A 16,898-nucleotide genomic window follows, 5' to 3' on the forward strand; every position below is an offset into this window, starting at 1 on the left:
CTAGCGAAATATCAGAAAATTTTCCTATGTATAGCCTCAAGCAACGCGAGGACGCCCAATGGATCATTTTCCCATCTTCCTTTCCACCAAAGGACGGCATGTCGTGCTGTCCGGTGGCGGCGAAGCGGCGCTGGCCAAGCTGCGGCTCCTGCTGAAAACCGAAGCCCGCATCCACGTCTTCGCCCCCGACCCCGCGCCCGAGATCATCGCATGGGCGCAGGCGGACAGGCTGATCCTGCAGCAGCGTCCGCTGGCGGCGGGCGATGTCGCCGGGGCCGCCCTCTTCTATGCCGCCGACGAGGATGAGGACCAAGACGCCCGCACCGCCGCCATCGCCAAGGCCGAAGGTGCGCTGGTGAACATCGTGGACAACCTGCATGACAGCGCCTTCATCACCCCCGCCATCGTCGACCGGGACCCGGTGACCGTCGCGATCGGCACCGAAGGTGCTGCCCCCGTTCTTGCCCGCGCCATCAAGGCCGACCTCGAAGAGCGTCTGCCCAGCACGCTTGGCACCCTCGCGCGGATCGGCAAGGGCTTCCGCAAGATGGCGGATGCCCTGCCCTTCGGTCGCGCCCGCCGCGATTTCTGGCGCGAGTATTACTTCAGCGCCGGCCCCCGGGCGATGGATGCCGGGGCGGATCATGTGCCCGCGGCCCTCGATGCGCTGCTTGAGGATCATCAGAGCCGCCGCGCCCGTGATGGCCATGTCGCCTTCGTGGGCGGCGGCCCGGGCGATCCGGAACTGCTGACACTCAAGGCGCGCCGCGCCCTCGATGAAGCGGATGTGGTGATCTATGACCGGCTCATCTCCCCCGCGATTCTCGAACTCGCCCGCCGCGAGGCGCTGATGATCGACGTGGGCAAGGAAGGCTTCGGCCCCTCCACCGCGCAGGAAACGATTAACGACCTGCTGGTGGAACACGCCCGCAAGGGCGCGCAGGTGGTCCGGCTGAAATCCGGCGACGCCACCGTTTTTGGCCGTCTCGACGAAGAGATCGAGGCGCTCGATGCCCATGGGCTGGGCTGGCATATCGTGCCGGGGATCACTTCCGCCTCCGCCGCCGTGGCGGCCATCGGTCAAAGCCTGACCCGCCGGGGCCGCAATGCCGCTGTCCGGTTCATCACGGGCCATGACATGAAAGGCTTTGCCGATCACGACTGGGCCGCGCTGGCCCGTCCGGGCGAAGTTGCCGCGATCTACATGGGCAAGAAATCCGCCCGCTTCATTCAGGGCCGACTGCTGATGCACGGCGCCGACCGTCATACGCCTGTCACCGTGGTCGAGAATGCTTCGAGACCGGAGCAGCGCGTTCTGGCCACCACGCTGGACCGTCTGCCCGCCGAATTGGCGGCAGCCGAGATGACCGGCCCCGCCCTGACCTTCTACGGTCTGGCCCCGCGTGCCGCGGCCCAGGCCCTGACAGACATGCCGATCGAGGAGATGGCCTGATGCCCAAACCCTTCACCCCCAAAGTGGTCACCGCCAATGCGCTGCTGGAAGGCGACGTGATCTACCAGACCGCGACGGGCTGGACCCGTGATCTGGCCGAGGCCGAAGTCCTCACAGACGAGGCGGACGCGGAGCTGCGCCTGATCGACGCGATGCAGCAGCAGGACAAGGTGGTTGGCGCCTATCTCGCGGACATGAAGATCGACGGGGGCCGTCCCCGTCCCACCCACTTCCGCGAAGATTTCCGCGCCACCGGCCCGTCCAACTACACGCACGGCAAACAGGAGCGTATCTGATGTACAGCTACACCGAATTCGACGAACAATTCCTCGCCGAAAGGAACGCGCAGTTCCGTGCCCAGGTCGAGCGCCGCATCGACGGCTCGCTCACCGAGGATGAGTTCAAACCCCTCCGCCTGATGAACGGCCTCTACCTTCAGCTGCATGCCTATATGCTCCGGGTGGCGATCCCCTATGGCACGCTGTCCTCGCGGCAGATGCGCAAGCTTGCCGATATCGCGGAACGCTGGGACCGGGGCTATGGCCATTTCACCACCCGGCAGAACATCCAGTACAACTGGCCCGAACTGCGCGACGTGCCCGATATGCTGGACGCGCTGGCAGAGGTGAACCTGCATGCCATCCAGACCAGCGGCAACACCATCCGCAACGTGACGGCGGACCATTTCGCCGGCGCCGCCGCGGATGAGGTCGCCGATCCGCGCCCCGTGGCCGAGCTGATCCGCCAGTGGTCGACCGACCACCCGGAATTCCAGTTCCTGCCCCGCAAGTTCAAGATCGCCGTCACCGGCGCCGAAGCGGACCGCGCCGTGATCAAGGCGCATGATATCGGGCTGCGCATCGTCGAGCGTGACGGCGAAATCGGCTACGAGGTCGTCGTGGGCGGCGGTCTGGGCCGCACGCCGATGATCGGCAAGGTGCTGAATGACTTCGTCTCGCAGGACGACCTGCTGCCCTATCTCGAGGCCATCGTCAGCGTCTACAACCTGCTGGGTCGGCGCGACAACAAGTACAAGGCGCGCATCAAGATCACCGTCCACGAGAACGGGATCGACGATATCCGCGCCCGGGTGGAGGAACGCTTCGCCCTGATCCGCCCCCGGTTCACCGGCGTGGACCAGCAGATGCTGGCCCGGATCGAGGCCGACTTCGCAGCGCCTGCGTTCAAATCCGCGCCCACGGCGCCCTACGACCGCGCGCGCGAACAATACCCGGCCTTCCGCGCCTGGGCGGATACGAACCTCGCGGCGCATCGCAACCCCGATTACGCCATCGTCACGATCAGCCTGAAAGCCCACGGCAAGACGCCGGGCGATGCCACGGCGGCGCAGATGCGCCTGATGGCGGACCTCGCGAAGCGCTACGGCCATGACGAGCTGCGCATCAGCCACGAACAGAACGTGATCCTGCCGCATGTGCACAAGGGCGATCTTCCTTCCGTCTATTCGGCGCTGCAGGCCGAAGGGCTGGGCACGGCCAACGTCGGCCTCATCTCCGACATCATCGCCTGCCCCGGCATGGACTACTGCGCGCTTGCGACCGCCCGGTCGATCCCGATCGCACAGGACATCGCCACCCGTTTCGACGAGCTGAAGCTGGAGCACGACGTGGGCCCGCTCAAGATCAAGATCTCGGGCTGCATCAACGCCTGCGGGCACCATCACGTGGGCCATATCGGCATCCTCGGGCTGGACCGTGCCGGCGTGGAAAACTACCAGATCACGCTGGGCGGTGACGGCACCGAAACCGCGACCATCGGCGAACGCGCCGGCCCGGGTTTCTCCGCCGATGACATCGTTCCCGCGGTCGAACGGCTGGTGATGGCCTATCTCGACCGGCGCGAAGACCGTGAAGAGACATTTCTGCAAACCTACCGCCGCCTGGGCCTCGCACCCTTCAAGGCAGCGCTCTATCCGCAGGACCAGGCCGATGCCGCTTGATCGCCCGCCCCTTCCAAATGGGGATCAAATCCCCCCCGGAGGGCCGGGGTCGGTAGAGGCGCTGCGCCAGAAGGCGCAAGACCTCAATGCCCGGCTGCGGCACCACTCCGCGACGGATGTGCTGCGCCACGCCCGGGACGAGATCCCGCGGCTGGCGCTCGTGTCCAGCTTCGGGGCGGATTCGGTGGCCCTGCTGCATCTGACCGCGATGGTGGACAGATTCGTGCCGGTGGTCTTCATCGACACGCAGATGCTCTTTGCCGAAACGCTGGTCTACCAGCAGGAACTGGCCGAACGGCTGGGCCTGCGCGATCTGCGCATCCTGCGCGCCGAGGACATGGAAAGCCACGACCCCGACGGCACCCTGCACCGGACCAACCCTGACCTGTGCTGCCAGCTGCGCAAGACAGCACCGCTGGACAAGGCCCTAACGGAGTTCGATGGCTGGATCACCGGGCGCAAGCGGTTCCAGTCCGGTCGCCGCGCGGCGCTGGAATTCTTCGAGGTCGAAACCCCCGATGGCGCCGCCCCCCGGATCAAGGTCAACCCGCTGGCCTATTGGTCGGCCCAGGACGTGGCCGATTATATCGCCGAAAACCGCCTGCCCCGGCACCCGCTGGTGGCACAGGGCTATCCGTCCATCGGCTGCGCGCCCTGCACCTCCCCCGTGGCGCCGGGCGAAGACCCCCGCGCGGGGCGCTGGCGCGACAGCGACAAGGACGAATGCGGCATTCACTTTATCGGCGGCAAGATGGTCCGCCAGAAAGAGCAGACATGAGCATCATCGTAACCGACAAGGGCTTCGGCCCCGACGACTGGGCAACAACCTTTTGCAAGGACGGCGCGGCCAACGATTGTCCCGCTATCGACCTGCCGTCGGATACCCGCCCGGAGGACGTGACGCTGGCCCCGGCCCTGCGCATGATCCGCGTCGATTTCCCCTCCTTCGCGGACGGGCGCGGCTTTACCATCGCCCGCGCCCTGCGCCTGCGCGGCTATACCGGTCGGCTGCGCGCCCGGGGCCATGTCATCGCCGACCAATACGCCATGGCCCGCCGCGCTGGCTTCGACGAGGTGGAGATCGACGAGGAACTGGCCGCGCGTCAGCCCGAAGACCAATGGCTTGCACGCGCCGACTGGCAGGCGCATGACTACCAGTCGCGCCTGCGCGGCGCCTGAGCCTTGATCCGAGCCTGAGCAAGGGCCCTCGCCCGACCCGCTCAACCGTTATTGAATTCGCCGAGCATAGCATATATGCAGGCCCAAACTTGTTAGTGTAGAAACAATGAACAAAGCCGTATCCGTGACCGATTCCGCCGCCCGTGCCGTTCCCTCGCTGCCCGATGCGCAGACCGTGACATCCGTGCGCCACTGGACCGACAAGCTGTTCTCCTTCCGCGTGACCCGGCCCGCCTCGCTGCGGTTCCGGTCGGGCGAATTCGTCATGATCGGCCTGATGGGCGATCCGCACCCCGAGACGGGCAAGCAAAAGCCGCTGCTGCGCGCCTATTCCATCGCCTCGCCCGCCTGGGACGACGAACTGGAGTTCTATTCGATCAAGGTGCAGGACGGGCCGCTGACCTCGAAGCTGCAGCATATCCAGCCGGGGGACGAGATCATCCTGCGCCCCAAACCCGTGGGCACGCTGGTGCATGACGCGCTGCTGCCGGGCAAGCGGCTGTGGTTCTTCGCCACCGGCACCGGCTTCGCACCCTTCGCCTCGCTCCTGCGGGAGCCCGAAACCTACGAGAAATTCGATGAGGTCGTGATCACCCACACCTGCCGCGACGTGGCCGAACTGGCCTATGGCGAGGAACTGGTCAAATCCCTTAAGGACGATCCGCTCATCGGCGAGATGGTGGAAGACAAGGTGCGCTACTACCCCACCACCACCCGCGAAGACAGCCCGGTGATGGGCCGCATCACCACCCTGCTGCAGAACGGCACGGTGTTTGCCGATCTCGACCTGCCGGTCATTGACCCGGAAACGGACCGCGCCATGGTCTGCGGCAGCCTTGGGTTCAACAAGGACATCAAGGAAGTGCTGGAAGGCTTCGGCCTCGTCGAAGGCGCGAACTCCGATCCGCAGCATTACGTGGTCGAAAAAGCCTTCGTGGACTGACACCACATTACGGGTCTTGCATGAAGAAGGGCCGCGCATTACGCGCGGCCCTTACCGTATGTGTTGCACCAACGCGGCACGGTCCCGGCAGTGTCAGATTGCCGTCATACGGACGCCTTCGCATAAATCCGCGACAGTGTTGGGATCTTGAACGTCGGTTGTGCGGGGCTCTCATGCCGTTCGGCTTGCGGAATTGAGCGACTGCATTAGTAATTTGACTGACCTTCAGGATAGACCGTAGCATTCAACCAAAGTCTGGAGGAGTGCGTTCGTGGCCATGGAAACCTACCTAGTCTATCTCGCGGCTGTCGCAGTCTTCTTTGCGACGCCACCTGACACGAGCCAGTTACTCATTATCTCGAATAGCGCAAAGCATGGCATTCGGCGCAGCGCATATACGATTGTCGGAGATTTAGCCGCGAATAGCCTGCAGATGACGGGGCCGCGTTCGGTCTCGCAGCGATCATCGCGACCTCCGGCAGTGCCTTCACTCGGATCAAGTGGCTCGGAGTCGCGTATCTTGTTTGGATCGGCGTTCAGCTGATTTTGTCGAAAGAACAATCGGCTGACGTAGAGGCTAATATATCTAGCCAGTCAATTCGACTGTTCCGACAAGGCTTCGTCACTTCCATGGCAAATCCGTTTGCAGTTGTATTCTTCGGAGCCCTTTTCCCCCAATTCATTGACCCTACGTTGCCGGTTTTGCCGCAGTTATTTATCTTGGGCATAACCTATCTCATCGTTGATGGAGTGATACTTCTCATTTGGGGATGGCTGGGTGACCGAGCGGCGTCAGCACTCAAGCGACGCTCTTTTGGGCTAATCAATAAGGTATGTGGAGCACTGATGGTGGCCGCCGCCGCGTTGCTGGCCAGCAAAGACTTTGAGCCTCAGAAATAGACCGCATTGAGAGTCAATGCCGACCTTCGCCGCAACATACTGAGTTGAGGCTTGGGCTCAGACCGGACATAGCGACGGCAGCTTCTCGACTTTACATGCAACACATACGGAAAGGGCCGCGCATCACGCACGGCCCTTTGTCGTACGCCTTGAAGCTGAGGGTCATTCGACCGCGGGCGTCGCCTCTTCCTCGGTCAGGGTCTCGCGTAGCTCTTCGAGCATCATTTCCAGCAATTCCGGCGTGTTCTGCGCGTCCTGCAAGCCGGCCTTCAGCGTTTCCTTTTCCTCGTCCGACAGCGCGGAGGCGTCGATCAACTCTTCTGCCCGCACCAGATCGAACCCTTCGACGGTCAGCGCCTCGTCCTCTGCCGGGGCCACTGTGACGGCGTCTGAATCGTTGGCCTCCACCGTTTGTTCGGGCACCGCCGCGTCGGGCGCGTCGGGTGCGGTCTCTTCCGCTGCCGTGATGTCGGATTCAGGCTCGGCTGTCGTCGTCCCGGTCGTCGCCGTAGCAGTCGCATCGGCTTCGGCAGGGGCTTGCCCTGCCCCGTCGGTCGCCTCGGCGTTCACCCCGGCTTCGGCCTCGGTTTCGACCGTATTCCCGTCAGTGGCGTTGGCATCCGCGGTTTCCCCATCCGAGGTGATGGTATCGATCAGGGCTTCTTCTGATTCATTCTCTTCGGCGGTCGCATCCATGCTCTCGGGGGCTTGGGTATCGGAAGGCTCTGTCGCGTTACCTTCATCCTGGGCCGCACTGTCGCCCGCGTCACCGTTTGCACCGGCCTCGGCATCGGCTGTGCCTTCCAGCGGCTCCCCTTCGGGGGTCGGCGGATTGCCTTCGCCGTCAGTCACGATGATCTCGTCATTCTCACGCGTGGCTTCCAGCTCCTCCACGACCGCATCGTCCTGCGCCTCGGGGGCGGTGCTTTCCGCTTGCCCGGCCTGCGCTGCGGGTTGATCTGTCGCTGTCTCCTCCCCGGTCTGCGGCTCGATCACCGGTGCATCCTCGGGTTTGCCGTTCATTGTGCTGACAGCGCCCTCGGGCATGTTCACGCCACTGTCGGCAACACTGGCCGTGGTGCCTGTCTCCGCGAAGGAGTTGATGCCGCCCGCTTCGCCAAGGGCCGCGGCGCTGTCACCGCCCGCGTCTGCGTCCATCGTGCCGCTCCGGTCCGTCAGCGTGGTGGTGCCTGCGCCGCCCACGGGATGAACCTCGGCCGGCATGTCGGTGCGCGCGGTATCGGCCCCCGCGTCATTGCCCTGCAGGTCCTGCGGAACCGTGCCGCCGGAAAAACCCTCTGCCGCGTGTTCGTTCTCAGCCGCGTTCTCGCCAGAGAGGGAAAGTGTCTCCCCCACCACAACCAGCGCTTCCCTGGTCGCTTCCCCGGCTTCGGCCAGGACCTCGGGTGCATTGACCTGATCCGATACGTCGCGTGCCACGTCTGCCGGTGTCTCGCCCGAGAACAGCCACCATCCCAGCAGGACGATTCCCCCCGCAACCACGATCCAGACCAAGTTCTTCATCTCTACATCCCTTTCAAAGCGCAGGGTGCCGCCGTCCTGACGCATGGGCGGCCCCTTCCTGTGAAATGAGCGCCAATCCGTCGCATATCAAGGAAAATTTGCGCCCCCGGGCCCGGGATGCCGGCATTTTGCGCCTTGAAGAACCCCCGGACGGGGTTTACCTTGCAGCCCTGCAATTTCTTCAACAATCAAAGGACATTCATCATCGCTCGCAGACCCCACAATGCGCCGCCGCAAAGAGACACCGGCCCGCGCGTCAACGACAAGATCCGTGCCCCCGAAATCCGACTGATCGGAGCCGATGGCGAAAATGTGGGCGTCGTAACGCCTTCGCGCGCCATGCAGATGGCCGAGGACGCCGGACTGGACCTCGTGGAAATCTCGCCCAATGCCAATCCCCCGGTCTGCAAGATCATGGATTTCGGCAAGTTCAAATACGAACAGCAAAAACGCGAGAGCGAGGCGCGCAAGAAGCAGAAGACCATCGAGATCAAGGAAATCAAGTTCCGTCCCAACACCGACACGAACGATTACGACGTGAAGATGCGGAACGTGTACAAGTTTCTCGAACAGGGCGACAAGGTGAAGATCACACTGCGGTTCCGGGGGCGCGAGATGGCGCACCAGAACCTCGGCCGGGAACTGCTGGAGCGTGTGGCGGAAGACACCAAGGAACACGGTCGTGTGGAAAACTTCCCCAAGATGGAAGGCCGCCAGATGGTGATGCTGATCGGGCCGTTGCCGCACAAGTGAGCATGTGAAGGATAGCGCCTTGCCAATGGGCGGCGCCTTGATCATCCGAAACGTAAAACGCCCCCGCCAGTTTGGCGGGGGCGTTTTCGTTTGGCGTTCAGCCTAGCTTACCGCAGCAGCGGCGTGATGTTGCGGACCACCGCGCGGCGGTTGCGGGGTTCGGCATTGGGCGTCGGGATGCGCAGCGCGCTTTCACCGTAGCCTTGCGTCACCAGGTTGGCCGCGGGCACGTCGAAATATTCCGTCAGGGCAAGGGCCACGGTTTCGGCGCGCCGGTCGGACAAGGCGAGGTTATAGGTCGCATCGCCCACCGCATCGGTGTGCCCTTCCACGAGGATCACGGTCCGGGGATCGTGCTCGATCAGGTGGCGCAGCGTTGTGCCGATTTCAGCCAGTTCCCGTGCCTGGTCGGGCTGGATCGCGGCAGAGCCGGTGGCGAACTGGACCGCGTCCAGTTCCAGCTGCGGCGCCAGTGCGCGCACCTGCGGGATCTCACGCACCTGACGGAGCGAGAAGGTCCGCTCCCGGTCCCCCTGAAGCTCGGCCTCAAGCGCTGCCCGCAGGGCAGCTTCGTCCTGATTGCCCACACGCTGGACCGTCTCGGCCACCTGCGGCAGTTCGTTCACGACGATCTCTTCTTCGGCGACCGTATCGTCGAAGAGCACGTATTCACGGCCCTGCGGGTCGATGTTGATGCGGCGCAGCACCGTGCCATCGCTGGCGAGGATCGTCACAACCTGCGAACCGTCGGGCTTGGTCACGGTCAGGCGGCTGGAGCCATCGGCGAAACGTTCGGTCTGCACTTCGTCGCCCGGGCGACGTACCAGTGCGGCGTCGTCCTTCAGCACGCGCAGGCCACCGGCGGAATCTTCCACCACAACCCGGTCACCGGAGCGGCTGACCACGCGGTCACCGTTATTGAGGACGGACCCCACGGCGACGGCACCAAGGCCAAGCAGCAATGCCTTTTCGAACTTGCTCAGACCCGAATCATCATCCGGCTGGGCAGTGGCACTGGCGCTCGCATCGCCGGTCACGGCGGTGTCGAATTCCTCGTTGGAGGTACGCACGCTCTCTTCGGTGACTTCCTCAGTGACGACTTCGCCTTCCTGCTCGCTCGCGGCAGCGGCGGCGGCCTGACGGTCAGCGGCGCGGCGCTGTTCGAGTTCTGCCAAATCGGCGGCAATCTGCGCGGCGCGGGCGTCTTCCTCGGCCTGGGCCTCGGCGGCAGCCTGTGCATCAGCGTCGGCCTGCGCCTGTGCTGCGGCTGCATCTTCGGCGGCCTGCGCGTCCTGAGCAGCCTGTGCATCGGCAGCGGCCTGCGCATCAGCAGCGGCCTGTGCTTCGGCGGCCTGTGCGGCCTCTTCTGCAGCCTGCGCTTCCGCAGCCTGGGCGGCCTCTTCGGCGGCCTGAGCATCAGCGGCAGCTTGCGCTTCGGCAGCCTGTGCTGCTTCCTCGGCGGCTTGTGCATCGGCAGCGGCCTGCGCTTCGGCAGCGGCCTGTGCGTCAGCGGCGGCCTGCGCTTCGGCATCCAGACGTTCGATCACTTCGATCGTGCGGGCATCCAGATCACCGGGCGTGGCAGTCGTGCCCATGGCGGTGGCTTCGGAGCGTACCTGCTGGCGCACTTCCGCCACGGTCTGCAGCTCAAGAGTGCTGTCGATTTCGATATCGGTGCCGATCACGCAGGGAAAGACCGTCTGCTCGGACGGCTGGTTTTCATTACACTGCGGGATGTCGGACTGGGCGAAAGCCCCATGCGGCAACGCCAGCGACAGGCACAGGCCCAGCGATGTTGTCGATTTCAGAAGCTTATTCATGATGGTTCCTCATTATTCGTTGCTGCGCCGTTCGGGCAGCGCTTGGCCCTAAACGCACGAATAATGGGGTTGTTCCACGCGGCGGGCGCGAAACATGAAAGGGGGTCGCCCGGCAGCGGGCGGCCCCCCCTTGCAACGTCTGTCGATCAGGCGATCGAAGCGACGGCGCGCTGGGTCATCACACCTACGAGATGGGCGCGATAGGCGGAACTGCCGTGCAGGTCGCCGATCATCCCGTCAGCGGAGACAGACAGGCCCTTTACCGCATCGGCGCCGAAATTGCCGTTCAGCGCCTCTTCGGCTTCGGTCCAGCGAAAGACGCCGTTTTCCGACGCGCCGGTAATCGCGACCCGGACCCCGTCGGAAAAGCGCGCGACGAAGGCCGCGACCAACGGAAAGCGGGAGGCAGGCTGGATGAACTTTTCATAGCGGGCGGCATCGGGCACGGGGAACTTCACCTCGGTGACGATCTCGTCCTCTTCCAGCGCGGTTTCGAACATGCCCATGAAATAATCGTCCGCCGCGATTTCACGGTTGTTGGTCACGATGGTCGCACCGCTGCCGAGCGCCCCGGCGGGATAGCAGGCGGAGGGGTCGTTGTTGGCCAGCGAGCCGCCGATCGTGCCGCGGTTGCGCACCGCCGGATCGCCGATCCGCGCTGCCAGCGAGGCCAGCCCGGGATAATGCGCCTCCGCTTCGCGCATAACGGTCGCATGGGTGGTGGCCCCGCCGATGCAGAGCTTGTCCCCCTCCATCCGCACGCCCTTCATGTCCTCGATCCCGGTGAGCGAGACCAGCACCGAAGGCGCCGCCAGCCGGGCCTTCAACGTGGGGATCAGGGTTTGGCCGCCGCTCAGCGGCTGCGCCTCGTCCCGGCCCAGTGCCGCCACGGCGTTGGAAACGCTGGTCGGCCGTTCCACTTCGAAGTTGTACATGTCGTTTTCCTTCCGATCCGGGGGGCATCGCGCGATGGGCGGTGCCGGCCCCTGTTGTCCTGTTCAGCGAAGCGGCCCGGGGGCATCGCACCTCCGGGCCGCCGATCTCATTCCGGCTGCGGCTTCGCGTTGCTGCCCACGGCGCCCACGCGGGCGGCATTGGCCTCTGCCCCATGCATCGCCGCCCAGACGCGCGCGGGCGTTACCGGCATGTCGATATGACCCACATCCTTGCCGCCGGAGCGCATGGCGTCCAGCACCGCGTTCACCACCGCGGGGGGCGAGCCAATGGCCCCCGCCTCGCCGCAGCCCTTCACGCCGAGCGGGTTGTGGGTGCAGGGCGTCTGGCAGCTGTGATCCACCGAATAGAACGGCAGATCGCTGGCGCGCGGCATGGCGTAATCCATGTAGGACGCGCTCAGAAGCTGGCCGTCGCTGTCGTAGGCGCAGTTTTCCATCAGCGCCTGCCCGATGCCCTGCGCTAGACCGCCATGGACCTGGCCCGTCACGATCATCGGGTTGATGACATTGCCGAAGTCATCGGCGGCTGCAAAGCGTTCGATCGTGACATGGCCGGTGTCGGGGTCCAGTTCCACCTCGCAGGCATAGGCGCCCGAGGGATAGGTGAAGTTGGACGGATCGTAGAACGCCGTCTCTTCAAGGCCCGGCTCGATATCCTCCAGCGGATAGTTGTGCGGCACGTAAGCGGCGAGCGTGACATCGCCCCAGGCCACCGACTTGTCGGTGCCCGCAACGCTGAACGCCCCGTCCTTCAGTTCGATGTCGGACTCGGAGGCTTCGAGCAGATGCGACGCGATCTTCTTGGCCTTGGCGATGATCTTCTCGGTCGCGCGCACCATGGCGGAGCCGCCCACTGCGATGGAGCGGGAGCCATAGGTGCCCATACCCATCGGGACTTTCGCTGTATCGCCATGAACGATATCGACCATGCTTTCGTCGATGCCGATCATCTCGGCCACCACCTGCGAGAACGTCGTCTCGTGGCCCTGACCATGGCTGTGGCTGCCGGTCATCACCACAAGTCCGCCGGTGGCATTGACCCGGACCGTGGCGCTTTCATAAAGCCCCGCCCGGGCACCGAGCTGACCCACGAGGTTCGACGGCGCGATGCCGCAGGCCTCGATATAGCAGTTCATGCCGAAGCCGCGCAGCTTGCCCTTGGCTTCGCTTTCCTTCCGCCGCGCCTCGAAACCGGCCTTGTCGGAAATCTCGATCAGCTTGTCGAGCGTGGCGTTGTAATCACCGGTGTCGTATTCCACCGCCACGGGGGTGGCATAGGGGAATTCGGTGATGAAGTTCTGCCGCCGCAGCTCCATCGGATCGACACCCAGTTCATGCGCCGCCTTATCGACCAACCGTTCCAGCTGATAAGTGGCTTCGGGCCGCCCCGCGCCGCGATAGGCGTCCACCGGCACGGTGTTGGTAAAGACCGCCTTCACGTTCACGTAGATGAGCGGCGTCTTGTAGTTGCCGGCCATCAGCGTGCCGTGCAGCCATGTGGGGACCGAGGGCGCGAAGGTGCTGAGGTAAGCGCCCATGTTGGCGTAGGTGTCGGTGCGGATCGCGGTAAAGTTGTTGTCCCCGTCCAGCGCCAGTTCGATCTTGGTGACGTGATCGCGGCCATGGGCGTCGGAGATGAAGGCCTCCGACCGGCTTGAGGTCCATTTGACCGGGCGGTTACACGCCTTGGCTGCGAAGGTACAGAAGGCTTCTTCTTGGTAGTGGAAGATCTTGGTGCCAAAGCCGCCACCCACGTCGGGGGCCACGACGCGCAGCTTGTGTTCGGGGATACCCAGCACGAAGGCGCCCATCAGCAGGCGGATCACATGCGGGTTCTGGCTGGTGGTATAAAGCGTGTGCTGATCGTCGCTGCGGCTGTAGTCGCCCACCGCGACGCGCGGCTCCATGGGGTTGGCCACCAGACGGTTGTTTACCAGTTCCAGCGTGGTGACATGGGCGGCATCGTCAAAGGCCTTGTTCACCGCATCCTTGTTTTCCTCGACGAAACCCCAGTCGTAGCACAGGTTGCTGGTCAGATCGTCATGCACCTTGGGCGCGCCGTCCTTCACCGCTTCCTTCATGTCGATGACGGCAGGCAGTTCGTCGATTTCGACGACGATCGCCTCGGCGGCGTCCCGCGCCTGCCCCAGCGTTTCGGCCACAACGGCGGCGATGGGTTCGCCCACGTGGCGGACCTTTCCGTGGGCCAGCACCGGATGGCGCGGCTCCTGCATCGGGTCGCCGTGCCGGTCCGTGACCTGCCAGCCGCAGGGAATGCTGCCGACGGCCTCGAAATCCGCACCGGTAAAGATGCGGACGACGCCCGGCATCCCCTCGGCTTCGGAGGTATCGACATTGTTCAGCGTGCCATGCGCCACGTCCGAGCGCAGGAAGAAGACATGGGCCTGCCCCCTGATATTGATGTCGTCGGTGTAGTTCCCGGCCCCTGTCAGGAACCTTACGTCTTCGCGCCGCTTGCTGCTGGCACCAATTCCGCCGTCTTTAGGCATGATCTTCCTCCCTTAGGTGACAGGACATGCCTGTCGCATTTAACCGGCCCAGCGGGCGATGGCCCGCGATTGCCGCTGTTGTGTACCGCTGCTTCCGGCCCCGGCCTCCCTCCGGGTGGCAATGGCCTATGGCCCGCCCTGCGGAACCCCGATGCAGGTGCCGCCTGCGCCGGCGTCCGCCCCGTGGCAGACGATCCGGACGCGCCGGGGAAGGCCCGCGCAGGCCATGCTATTCAGCCGCGATCTGTCCGGTGTCCTGCCCGCTGGCCGCCATGATCGCCTTGACGATATTGTGGTAGCCCGTGCAGCGGCAGATATTGCCGTCAAGGTAATGGCGGATCTCGGCTTCGCTGGGCTTGGGGTTGTCCTTCAGCAGCGCCGCGGTCGACATCACCATGCCCGGTGTGCAGAAACCGCACTGCAACCCGTGGTGATCCTGAAACGCCTGCTGGATCACGTTGAGCGATCCGTCCGCGTTGGCCTGACCCTCGATGGTGGAAACCTCGGCGCCTTCGGCTTCGAGCGCCAGCATGCTGCAGGCCTTGACCGCCTCGCCGTTCACATGGACCACGCAGGCACCACACTGGCTGGTATCACAGCCGATATGCGTTCCTGTCAGGCCGAGGTCGTCGCGCAGGAAATGCGCGAGCAATGTGCGCCCCTCCACCTCGCCCGAAGCGGCCTTGCCGTTCACGGTCATTTTGACCTGTGCCATGTTGTCCTCCCGTTCAATTCTTGTTGCGCAGAGTTAAGCACGGCCCAGCCAAGTTAGGAACCGTAAAAAGGTCGTATATCCCCGCGCCCGGCCTGCGACTTTCGGCGCGGTCGAATCACGCCGGGGTCGATGGCGCGCGGGGGGCGCGGGGCTGTGGACGTGTGGGGATCTCCTTCAGCAGGCCGCCCACGCCCATCGCCGCGATATCCGCCCCGGTGACTTCCAGCCCGCAGACGACGCGCGACAGCACCCAATCGGCCCCGTTCAGCGCGGGCGAGCGTGCGCAGCCCGGCAGGCCGATCACCGACTGCGCACCGCGCTGACCGATAAATAGCAGGTTGCCCGGATCAACCGGCATCCCGAAACGCTCCACCCGGCCCCCGGCGGCGCGCAGCGCCGCGGGCGCCACGTCGTCGGGGTCAGAGGTGGCCGAGCCGGTGAGGATAAGCACCAGTTCCTCCCCGCAGTCCGCTATCGCCTCGGCGAGAGCCTGTGTGCGGTGCGGCACCCGCCGAACCGTCGCAAGCTCGACATCCAGCGCCTCCAGCCGGGCGGCGATGGCGTCGCGGCCCTTGTCGCCCACGCCGCCGGGGATATCGGTGACGATGAGCGCCGCGCGCTTCATCCGCGGCTGTGCAAATCGGATGGCCCCCCGCCCCGCGGCACAGGCGCGCTCAACATCCGCTTCCGGCACCGCGTAGGAGATGATCTTGATCGTCGCCACCATCCCCCCCGCCGCCATCTGCTGAAAGGGCGGCACCGTGGCCAGCGTGATCATCGGGTTCACGGCATTGACCGCGTTCAGCGCCGCGACATCCAGCAGCGCGACCCCCGGTCCCTCCGCCGTCAGGTTCACCCGGCCCGTGAAAGCCCGGCCCGCCGCCAGCCCGGCGTCCGGCACCATCAGCGCCTCGGCCAGCCGGGCGGCGGCGGCGTTTTCGTCCAGATCGCCGGGTTCGAGCCGCGCCACGGTGACATGCCCATGCCCCTCCGCCGCCAGCTTTTCGAGGTCACCCGCCGTCAGCAGCCGCCCCTTGCGCAGCCGCCCGCCGGGCAGCGCGACCGAATGGGCCAGTATGGTGCCCTCGGCCTCCGCGACCGGGCAGGAGCCGAACTTCATGGCTTTCTCAGCGCCTGTATCATCTGGGCGAGGATCGAAACGGCGATCTCCGCAGGCCCCGCCGCCCCGATATCAAGCCCGACCGGCCCCGCGATACGCGCGATGTCCGCCGCTCCGAACCCGGCCTTTTCGAGCCGCTGCACCCGGGATGCATGGGTGCGCGTCGATCCCAGCGCGCCGATATAGAAGGCCCTGGAGCGCAGCGCGATATGCAGCGCCGGATCGTCCAGCTTGGGATCATGGGTCAGCAGCACGACGGCGGTGCGCGTATCTACCCCGATCTCCTCCAAAGCGGCATCTGGCCAGTCGTTGACCACCCGCGCATCCGGGAACCGCTGTTGCGAACCGAATGCTTCGCGCGGGTCGACCACTACCGGATCGAACCCCGCGATCCGGGCCATGGGCACCAGCGACTGCGCGATATGCACCGCCCCCACCAGCACCAGCCGCAGCGGCGGGTTGTGAATGGCGACGAATGTCTCGCCGTCCTCTTCTATGCCGGATTTGTCGGCGCGGAACCGATCCTCATGCCCCTCGGCCACCAGTGCCCGCCCGGTGCCGTCCAGCCGCACCTCATAGGCGCGCGGCTGGCGGTCCGCCCGGGCCTGCACCAGCTCGCGCAGCAACTTGGCGGGCATCCCGTCCGGCCCGATGGGCTCCACGAGGATACGGATCGTGCCGCCACAGGCCAGCCCCACGGCAAAGGCATCGCCATCGCTGACACCATATTCCAGCAGGCGCGGCTTGCCGTCTTCCAGCGCTTCCAGCGCCTCGACCACCACCGCGCCCTCGACGCAACCGCCGGAGACGGACCCCTCCATTTCGCCGCCGCCCGACACCGCAAGCTGCGCCCCCACCCGGCGCGGGGCGGAGCCCCATGTCTCGATCACGGTCGCCAAGGCCGCCCCGCTTCCGGCCTCGTGCCAGCGGAGCGCATGTTCGGGGGCGTTTTCGGTGCCTTGCATCGTTCTGACCTTTCATAGCGGGCCTGCGGGGCCGCCTTGCGCCCGCAGGCTGGCCCGGCGCGCCGCGAAAGCCAAGCGGAAAGCGCCCTGCCCCCGACCA

General features: G+C 65.2%; 14 protein-coding genes and 1 pseudogene. 8 read left to right on the top strand and 7 right to left on the bottom strand.

Annotated features, from left to right (window positions below):
- Positions 1-58: 58 nt before the first annotated feature.
- The 7 genes from cysG to A3728_RS17075 all read left to right on the top strand — a co-directional run bounded on the left by cysG (position 59) and on the right by A3728_RS17075 (position 6,435).
- Positions 59-1,453, top strand: coding sequence for a siroheme synthase CysG (gene cysG / locus A3728_RS17045; RefSeq protein ID WP_067926392.1), 1,395 nt, complete (start codon positions 59-61; stop codon positions 1,451-1,453).
- On the top strand, positions 1,453-1,749 hold the full coding sequence (locus A3728_RS17050) for a DUF2849 domain-containing protein (protein ID WP_067926395.1): 297 nt from the start codon (positions 1,453-1,455) through the stop codon (positions 1,747-1,749). Before cysG ends, A3728_RS17050 begins: the two co-directional genes overlap by 1 nt.
- Entirely contained in the window at positions 1,749-3,413 is a 1,665-nt protein-coding gene (locus A3728_RS17055) for a nitrite/sulfite reductase (protein ID WP_067926398.1), read from the top strand. The genes A3728_RS17050 and A3728_RS17055 overlap by 1 nt, the downstream gene beginning before the upstream one ends.
- Positions 3,403-4,191 carry a phosphoadenylyl-sulfate reductase gene (locus A3728_RS17060; RefSeq protein WP_067926401.1) on the top strand — a complete coding sequence of 263 codons (789 nt, stop codon included), beginning with the start codon at positions 3,403-3,405 and terminating at the stop codon, positions 4,189-4,191. The genes A3728_RS17055 and A3728_RS17060 overlap by 11 nt, the downstream gene beginning before the upstream one ends.
- A complete protein-coding gene (locus tag A3728_RS17065; RefSeq protein WP_067926404.1) occupies positions 4,188-4,592 on the top strand; it encodes a DUF934 domain-containing protein in 405 nt (134 codons plus the stop codon). Before A3728_RS17060 ends, A3728_RS17065 begins: the two co-directional genes overlap by 4 nt.
- A 106-nt stretch (positions 4,593-4,698) precedes the next feature.
- Positions 4,699-5,535, top strand: coding sequence for a ferredoxin--NADP reductase (locus A3728_RS17070; protein WP_067926407.1), 837 nt, complete (start codon positions 4,699-4,701; stop codon positions 5,533-5,535).
- A 495-nt stretch (positions 5,536-6,030) separates the two neighbouring features.
- Entirely contained in the window at positions 6,031-6,435 is a 405-nt protein-coding gene (locus A3728_RS17075) for a LysE family translocator (protein WP_236628009.1), read from the top strand.
- A 162-nt stretch (positions 6,436-6,597) separates the two neighbouring features.
- Here the strand turns inward: A3728_RS17075 and A3728_RS17080 are convergent, their stop codons facing one another.
- The gene (locus tag A3728_RS17080) at positions 6,598-8,004 is read right to left on the bottom strand and encodes a hypothetical protein (protein WP_067926410.1); all 1,407 of its coding nucleotides are present in this window, start codon (positions 8,002-8,004) and stop codon (positions 6,598-6,600) included.
- Between the two features lie 117 nt (positions 8,005-8,121).
- Between A3728_RS17080 and infC the strand changes: the two genes are divergently transcribed.
- On the top strand, positions 8,122-8,712 hold the full coding sequence (infC, locus tag A3728_RS17085; protein WP_150120863.1) for a translation initiation factor IF-3: 591 nt from the start codon (positions 8,122-8,124) through the stop codon (positions 8,710-8,712).
- A 107-nt stretch (positions 8,713-8,819) separates the two neighbouring features.
- Here the strand turns inward: infC and A3728_RS17090 are convergent, their stop codons facing one another.
- The 6 genes and pseudogenes from A3728_RS17090 to A3728_RS17115 all read right to left on the bottom strand — a co-directional run bounded on the left by A3728_RS17090 (position 8,820) and on the right by A3728_RS17115 (position 16,798).
- The gene (locus A3728_RS17090) at positions 8,820-10,532 is read right to left on the bottom strand and encodes an OmpA family protein (RefSeq protein WP_067926413.1); all 1,713 of its coding nucleotides are present in this window, start codon (positions 10,530-10,532) and stop codon (positions 8,820-8,822) included.
- A gap of 146 nt (positions 10,533-10,678) precedes the next feature.
- Positions 10,679-11,467 (bottom strand): FAD binding domain-containing protein, encoded by a 789-nt coding sequence (locus A3728_RS17095; protein WP_067926416.1) that lies wholly within the window; start codon positions 11,465-11,467, stop codon positions 10,679-10,681.
- Positions 11,468-11,637: 170 nt separating this feature from the next.
- A pseudogene (locus tag A3728_RS17100) lies at positions 11,638-13,998 on the bottom strand (xanthine dehydrogenase family protein molybdopterin-binding subunit); the annotation flags it as partial.
- Between the two features lie 229 nt (positions 13,999-14,227).
- On the bottom strand, positions 14,228-14,713 hold the full coding sequence (locus tag A3728_RS17105) for a (2Fe-2S)-binding protein (protein WP_067926419.1): 486 nt from the start codon (positions 14,711-14,713) through the stop codon (positions 14,228-14,230).
- A 115-nt stretch (positions 14,714-14,828) separates the two neighbouring features.
- Positions 14,829-15,833 (bottom strand): molybdopterin-binding protein, encoded by a 1,005-nt coding sequence (locus A3728_RS17110; RefSeq protein ID WP_067926423.1) that lies wholly within the window; start codon positions 15,831-15,833, stop codon positions 14,829-14,831.
- The gene (locus A3728_RS17115) at positions 15,830-16,798 is read right to left on the bottom strand and encodes an XdhC family protein (protein WP_067926426.1); all 969 of its coding nucleotides are present in this window, start codon (positions 16,796-16,798) and stop codon (positions 15,830-15,832) included. The genes A3728_RS17110 and A3728_RS17115 overlap by 4 nt, the downstream gene beginning before the upstream one ends.
- Between the last annotated feature and the right edge of the window lie 100 nt (positions 16,799-16,898).

The organism is Sulfitobacter sp. HI0040 (assembly GCF_001634885.1).
Classification (GTDB): domain Bacteria; phylum Pseudomonadota; class Alphaproteobacteria; order Rhodobacterales; family Rhodobacteraceae; genus Sulfitobacter.